The following is a 5,459-nucleotide window of genomic DNA, read 5'->3' on the forward strand; positions in this document are numbered from 1 at the left end:
TAACTGATCGGCATTAGCCCTTGATGGGCTCTTTTTTGTTTGTTCTGTTAATCAATCACTAACGAGAACAAATTACTCTGGCTTCTGCTTCGCTTCAAATGCCGCGAGTTGTTCAGGCGTCGCTTTTGGTTGATGGTTTTGTTTCCACTCATCGTAAGTCATGCCATATACGCGCTCACGAGCGTCATCGATATCCAAGTCTAAGCCTTGTTGTTCAGCTTCTGCTTTGTACCACTTACTGAAACAGTTACGGCAAAAGCCAGCCAAGATCATCAGGTCGATGTTTTGGACATCTTTGTTGTTGTCTAGGTGTGCTAACAGGCGACGAAAGGTTGCTGCATCCAGCTTGTCTTGTTCTTCTTGAGAAAGATCCTTGTATTTAAATTCAGCCACTTTAAGTGTCCCTTAATAGTTTTCATTTTTTAATGTATTGAGCAGATATTGTTATACAAAAAAAGCCCGCATTTCGCTAGGAGCAAACGCAGGCTTTTCAATATTGTTACACTATTCCGTGCTCATTAAGCGTACGTGTTCATTGGCCGTGCGTGTTCATCAACCGTGACTGCTTCTTCCCACGTTATCATGGCTGAGTTCTTTATTAAGCTCCGCTTCCACGTGACCCGGAGAGCGTGTTGAGCCGGAAATCAGTCGGTACATCGCAGGGATTACAAACAGAGTTACCAGTGTCGCGAAGCCCATACCGAAGAAGATAACCGTACCTACTGCCACTCGGCTTTCATAACCTGCGCCCGTTGAGGTAATCAATGGAATTGCACCGGCTAATGTCGTGAACGCCGTCATCAATATTGGACGTAGACGTCGAGCTGAAGCATCAATGATCGCCTTTTCAAACTCAATACCACGATCTCGAAGTTGGTTGGCAAATTCGACGATCAAGATGCCGTTTTTGGTCACCATACCGATCAACATAATCATACCGATCTGGCTGTAAACGTTGAGCCCTTGACTCATCAACACCAAGCCTAAGAAGCCACCAAAGATACCCATAGGTACGGTGAACATCACCACCAGCGGGTTGATGAAGCTTTCAAATTGCGCCGCGAGTACCAAGTACGCCACCAACATCGCTAACGCAAACACCACTAAGATGCTCGATTGGTTCTCTTTGAAGTCTTTAGACTCGCCTGAGTAGCTTACTGAAATATCACCCGGTAGCTGCTCAATCGCTTGTTCATCAAGGAAATCCAAAGCATCGCCCAGCGTGTAACCTTCCATTAGGTTCGCTTTGATGGTCACCGATTTCTGCTTGTTGTAGTGCGACAAACGAATCGAGGACGCTACTTCTTCAATATGCGTTAGAGTATCGAGTGTCACCAATTCACCAGACTGAGTTCGCATGTAGATTTGGCTTAAGTCATTGGCATTGTTAAAACTGTTTTCATCGCCACGCAGGTAAACGTCGTACTCTTCACCACGTTCAACGAACGTCGTTTCACTCTTACCGCCCAGCATGATTTCTAACGTGTCCGAAATGTCCGAAACACTCACACCTAGCTCGGCTGCACGTTGCTTATCTACGGTTACCAACAGCTCTGGTGTTTTCTCAGAGTAATCGATGTCCGCACCTTCCATCATTGGAGAGTCTTCAGCGGCTTGCTTTAACAGTTCGCCCCATTTCTGAAGCTCAGAGTAATCAGAGCCACCCAGTACAAATTGCACAGGCTCACTCGAACCACCACGGAAGCCTGGCATGAACGGGAACACACGCACATCAGGAATACCCGCTAAAGACTTACGCACCTCACCCAAGGCTTGTTGTGCTGTCTCTTCACGTTCGTCCCAATCTTCCAGGATCATGATAACGAAGCCCGTTTGGTCGCCCGCATTACCACCAAACGCTGGCGATTGAATGCTGAATGACTTCAAGAATCCTTGACCAAGCAGCGGCATTAGGCGCTCTTCAACGATGTCCATGTTGGCAGACATACGGTTGTAACTGGTTGCATCGGCACCACGAACAAACGCAAAGATAACACCACGGTCTTCTTGTGGCGTCAGTTGCGAAGGCACTTGTTGCATCAAACCATAACTACCGCCCATACACGCAATAATGATAATTGGAGCTGCCCAACGCCAGTTTAGAGCACGGCGCAATACCGATTTGTATCCAGCTTCTAACTTACCAAACACACGTTCAACAAATTGATTGAAGCGATTAGGTTTCACGTTCGCTTTTAAAATCTTGCTGCCCAGAACCGGCGTCAAGGTTAATGCTATGACAGATGAGAAGATCACCGACATCGCCAACAGTACCGAGAACTCAGTAAACAGAAGGCCTACCATACCGTCCATAAACGAGATTGGTAGGAACACCATTACCAGTACTAGCGTGGTTGCGATTACCGCAAAGCCTACTTCACGCGTGCCTTTATAAGCCGCAAGCAATGGTGATTCACCACGTTCAATGTGGTGGAAAATATTCTCAACCACCACAATCGCATCATCGACCACTAAACCGATAGACAGGATAAGTGCCATCAAGGTGATGAGGTTGATAGAAAAGCCAAAGTAGTACGCCGCAATAAACGACGAGATTAGTGACACAGGAACCGTCACGGCTGGAATCAGCGTGGCACGCGCTTGGCCAATGAAGACGTAAAGCACGAGTATAACCAAACCACCCGTAATAAAGAGTGTGCTGTAAACCTCTGAGATCGAACGGTCGATAAAGACAGTGGAGTCATAATCAATCGCCAAGCGAGTTCCGTCAGGCAAGAACTTTTGAATCGCTTCGACTTCTTTATGGACTAAGTCAGCCACCTCAAGTGGGTTGGCATCAGACTGAGGCACAATGCCCATACTGACGTTAACAACGCCGTCACTCTTAAAGGTCGAGTTCTCGTTTTCTGCGCCAATGTAAACATCCGCTACATCTTTCAAGTAGATAGGTGTGTTATCAGAGGCACGTTTCACCACTAAGTATTCGAAATCTTTGGCTTCAGTATATGAACGAGCAGTACGAACCGACATCACAATCGCATCGTTACGCACTTCGCCACCCGGGCTTTCAATGTTCTCGTTACGTAGGGCTTGTGTAATATCAGAGGCGGTAACACTACGACCCGCCATTAACGCAGGTTTCAGCTTCACGTACATGACTTTGTACAAACCGCCAGAAATATCCACCGAGCTCACACCAGAGATCAAACTAAAGCGGTCAATCAACACACGTTCGGTGTAGTCGGTTAACTGCGTTCGATCCATCTCAGTTGAGCTTAAATTGATGTAAACCGACGCTTCACCACTACCATTGTTTTTATAAACAATCGGGTCATCGGCTTCATCTGGCAACGAACGCTGAGCACGCGCTACCGCATCACGCACATCACTGACACCTGTATTGAGGTCATAACCAAGTTCAAAGGTGATGGTGATTCGTGACGATCCGTTTCGTGTCGTAGATTCGATTTCATCGATACCACTGATGCCAGATAACTGATCTTCAAGGTTGGAGGTAATTTGGCTTTCAATGATGGTGGCAGATGCACCTTCATAACGAGTACTGATCGATACCACCGGGCTTTCAATATCGGGCATTTCACGAACTGCGAGCTTATTGAAAGAGACAATACCAAACACAACCAAAAGCAGGCTCAATACAACAGCCGCTACTGGTCTCTTCACAGAAACATCAGATAACAACATTAGTTAGCGCCTTCTTGTGCTGCTGTATTTTCATCAAGTTTAGCTTTGTTGCCATCAAGATTAGCTGTATCGCCGTCAAGTTTAGCAGGGCGATTAACGGCAAGTTCTTGAACCAAAACACCGTCACGCATGTTCACGATACCTTGCACTACGATCTTCTGACCAATCTCGATGCCTTTTTCGATCACGACTTCGTTATCAAGACGAGCCCCGAGGAATACTTCGGTACGAGTCGCTTTGTTATCTTCGCCAATAACATAAACGAAACGCTTAGTGCCTGAATACTCAAGCGCTTGAACTGGAATTATTGGGGCTTCTACTGGTGGGAAGTCCATATCAGCCGCCACTAACATGCCCGGTTTTAGGTAATCATTGTTGTTATCGAAGTGGATTCGAACTCGAAGGTTCAACGTTTCGGCGTTAATACGAGAATCAATACCCACCACAGTACCCGTGAACTGAGTATCGCCCCACGCACTGGTGCGAGCCGTTACTGTCATACCTTTAGACAGTTTAGAAAGGTAGCGCTCAGGAATTTGAAGATCTAACTGCATCACAGACAAGTCATCTAACGTCACGAGCTCTGTACCCGATGTCACCATTTTGCCGCGGCTAAAGTCAATAAAACCGACCGTACCAGAGAAAGGTGCACTGATATGTAGATCTTTCAGGTTAGCGTTAGCGGCAGCTAGGCGAGCATTAGCGATCTCTACGTTAGTTTTCTGAGCGTCAATTTCAGTTTGAGTGATCGCGTTACGTTTCACTAGTCGTTGAAATTCCGCAAGCTTACGCTTTTCATCTTTTAAATATGCTTGTGCTTCTGCAACTGCTGCTTTTGCTTTGTCATCATCGAGTTGAACCAACATCTGCCCTTTGGTGACATCTTGATTGGCTTTGATGTTAATAGAGTTCACTCTGCCAGCCACTTCAGAAGTGATCATTACAGATTGCTCGGCTTCCAACTTACCGACCAAAGAAAGAGACTGGCTAACTTGGTGAATGTCAACTTGCTCGGTAACAACAGTGACCGTGCTAGGGCCCATACGTTTAGCTAGTGCGGCTGGAGACGCCATAATGATAGACAAGCTAAGCAGGGTTAAAACAGTTTTATGCTTCATAATAATGGTCTGCAAGTAAGGTTTATACCAAACACAGTAGGTAAGTGGTCAGAAATAGCGCAGAGAAAAGACTTGAGAACAAGGTAGAGGTTTTCGATAAGTAGTTATTCTACAATCAAAATTCTTAACGCAGTTATCGAGCGTTTTAACCAGCTAGGGTGACCAATTATTTACTACGATTGGTATTATTATCTATAAATGAAATTAACCGTATTCTATCAACTGATGAATGCTGTAACGTCAAGAAGTGTAAATCTAAGTTAAATTCAATTGACGTTTCATGACGAATGACACGAACCAAACGCGATACAGAAAGCTAATTACCTCAAGGTGTTACCTATCAGTACGTAAATCTTAATACAGATGTTCACTTCACGAGCAATATGCGTACTTTTCGCCATCTTTGCCCAAAAAGGCAGCATTTAACACAAAACCATAAGAAAAACCCTTTACAGGTTTAACGTGTTTGCTATGATGCGCTCCGCACTTGAGAGATGCGTTGGGAAAAACATCTCTTTAGCCTATCCATTATGAGTTAGGAAAAACACCCTGGAGGGGTTCCCGAGTGGCCAAAGGGAGCAGACTGTAAATCTGCCGGCACTGCCTTCGATGGTTCGAATCCGTCTCCCTCCACCATATTCTTCTTACCTCTTTCGAGAGTTAAGAGAACAACCT

The 5,459-nt window shown here is 45.6% G+C and carries 3 protein-coding genes and 1 tRNA gene; 1 reads left to right on the forward strand and 3 read right to left on the reverse strand.

Annotated elements, in window-relative coordinates:
* Nucleotides 1-72: 72 nt before the first annotated feature.
* From AB4589_RS21230 to AB4589_RS21240, 3 genes are all read right to left on the reverse strand, one after another.
* Nucleotides 73-393, reverse strand: coding sequence for a DUF1244 domain-containing protein (locus AB4589_RS21230; RefSeq protein WP_004736423.1), 321 nt, complete (start codon nucleotides 391-393; stop codon nucleotides 73-75).
* Between the two features lie 159 nt (nucleotides 394-552).
* Nucleotides 553-3,666 (reverse strand): vibriobactin export RND transporter permease subunit VexH, encoded by a 3,114-nt coding sequence (vexH, locus tag AB4589_RS21235; RefSeq protein WP_372101643.1) that lies wholly within the window; start codon nucleotides 3,664-3,666, stop codon nucleotides 553-555.
* The gene (locus AB4589_RS21240; protein WP_135384711.1) at nucleotides 3,666-4,784 is read right to left on the reverse strand and encodes an efflux RND transporter periplasmic adaptor subunit; all 1,119 of its coding nucleotides are present in this window, start codon (nucleotides 4,782-4,784) and stop codon (nucleotides 3,666-3,668) included. The genes vexH and AB4589_RS21240 overlap by 1 nt, the downstream gene beginning before the upstream one ends.
* A gap of 551 nt (nucleotides 4,785-5,335) precedes the next feature.
* On the opposite strand from AB4589_RS21240, the gene AB4589_RS21245 reads away from it, so the two are divergent.
* Nucleotides 5,336-5,420 (forward strand) — tRNA-Tyr (locus tag AB4589_RS21245).
* The last annotated feature ends 39 nt before the right edge of the window (nucleotides 5,421-5,459 follow it).

This window comes from Vibrio sp. 10N.222.49.A3, assembly GCF_041475145.1.
Taxonomy (GTDB): domain Bacteria; phylum Pseudomonadota; class Gammaproteobacteria; order Enterobacterales; family Vibrionaceae; genus Vibrio; species Vibrio tasmaniensis_A.

Coding starts and splice junctions, on each gene's coding strand:
- vexH (WP_372101643.1), bottom strand. CDS start 3,666: ATGTTGTTATCTGATGTTTCTGTGAAGAGACCAGTAGCGGCTGTTGTA.
- AB4589_RS21240 (WP_135384711.1), bottom strand. CDS start 4,784: ATGAAGCATAAAACTGTTTTAACCCTGCTTAGCTTGTCTATCATTATG.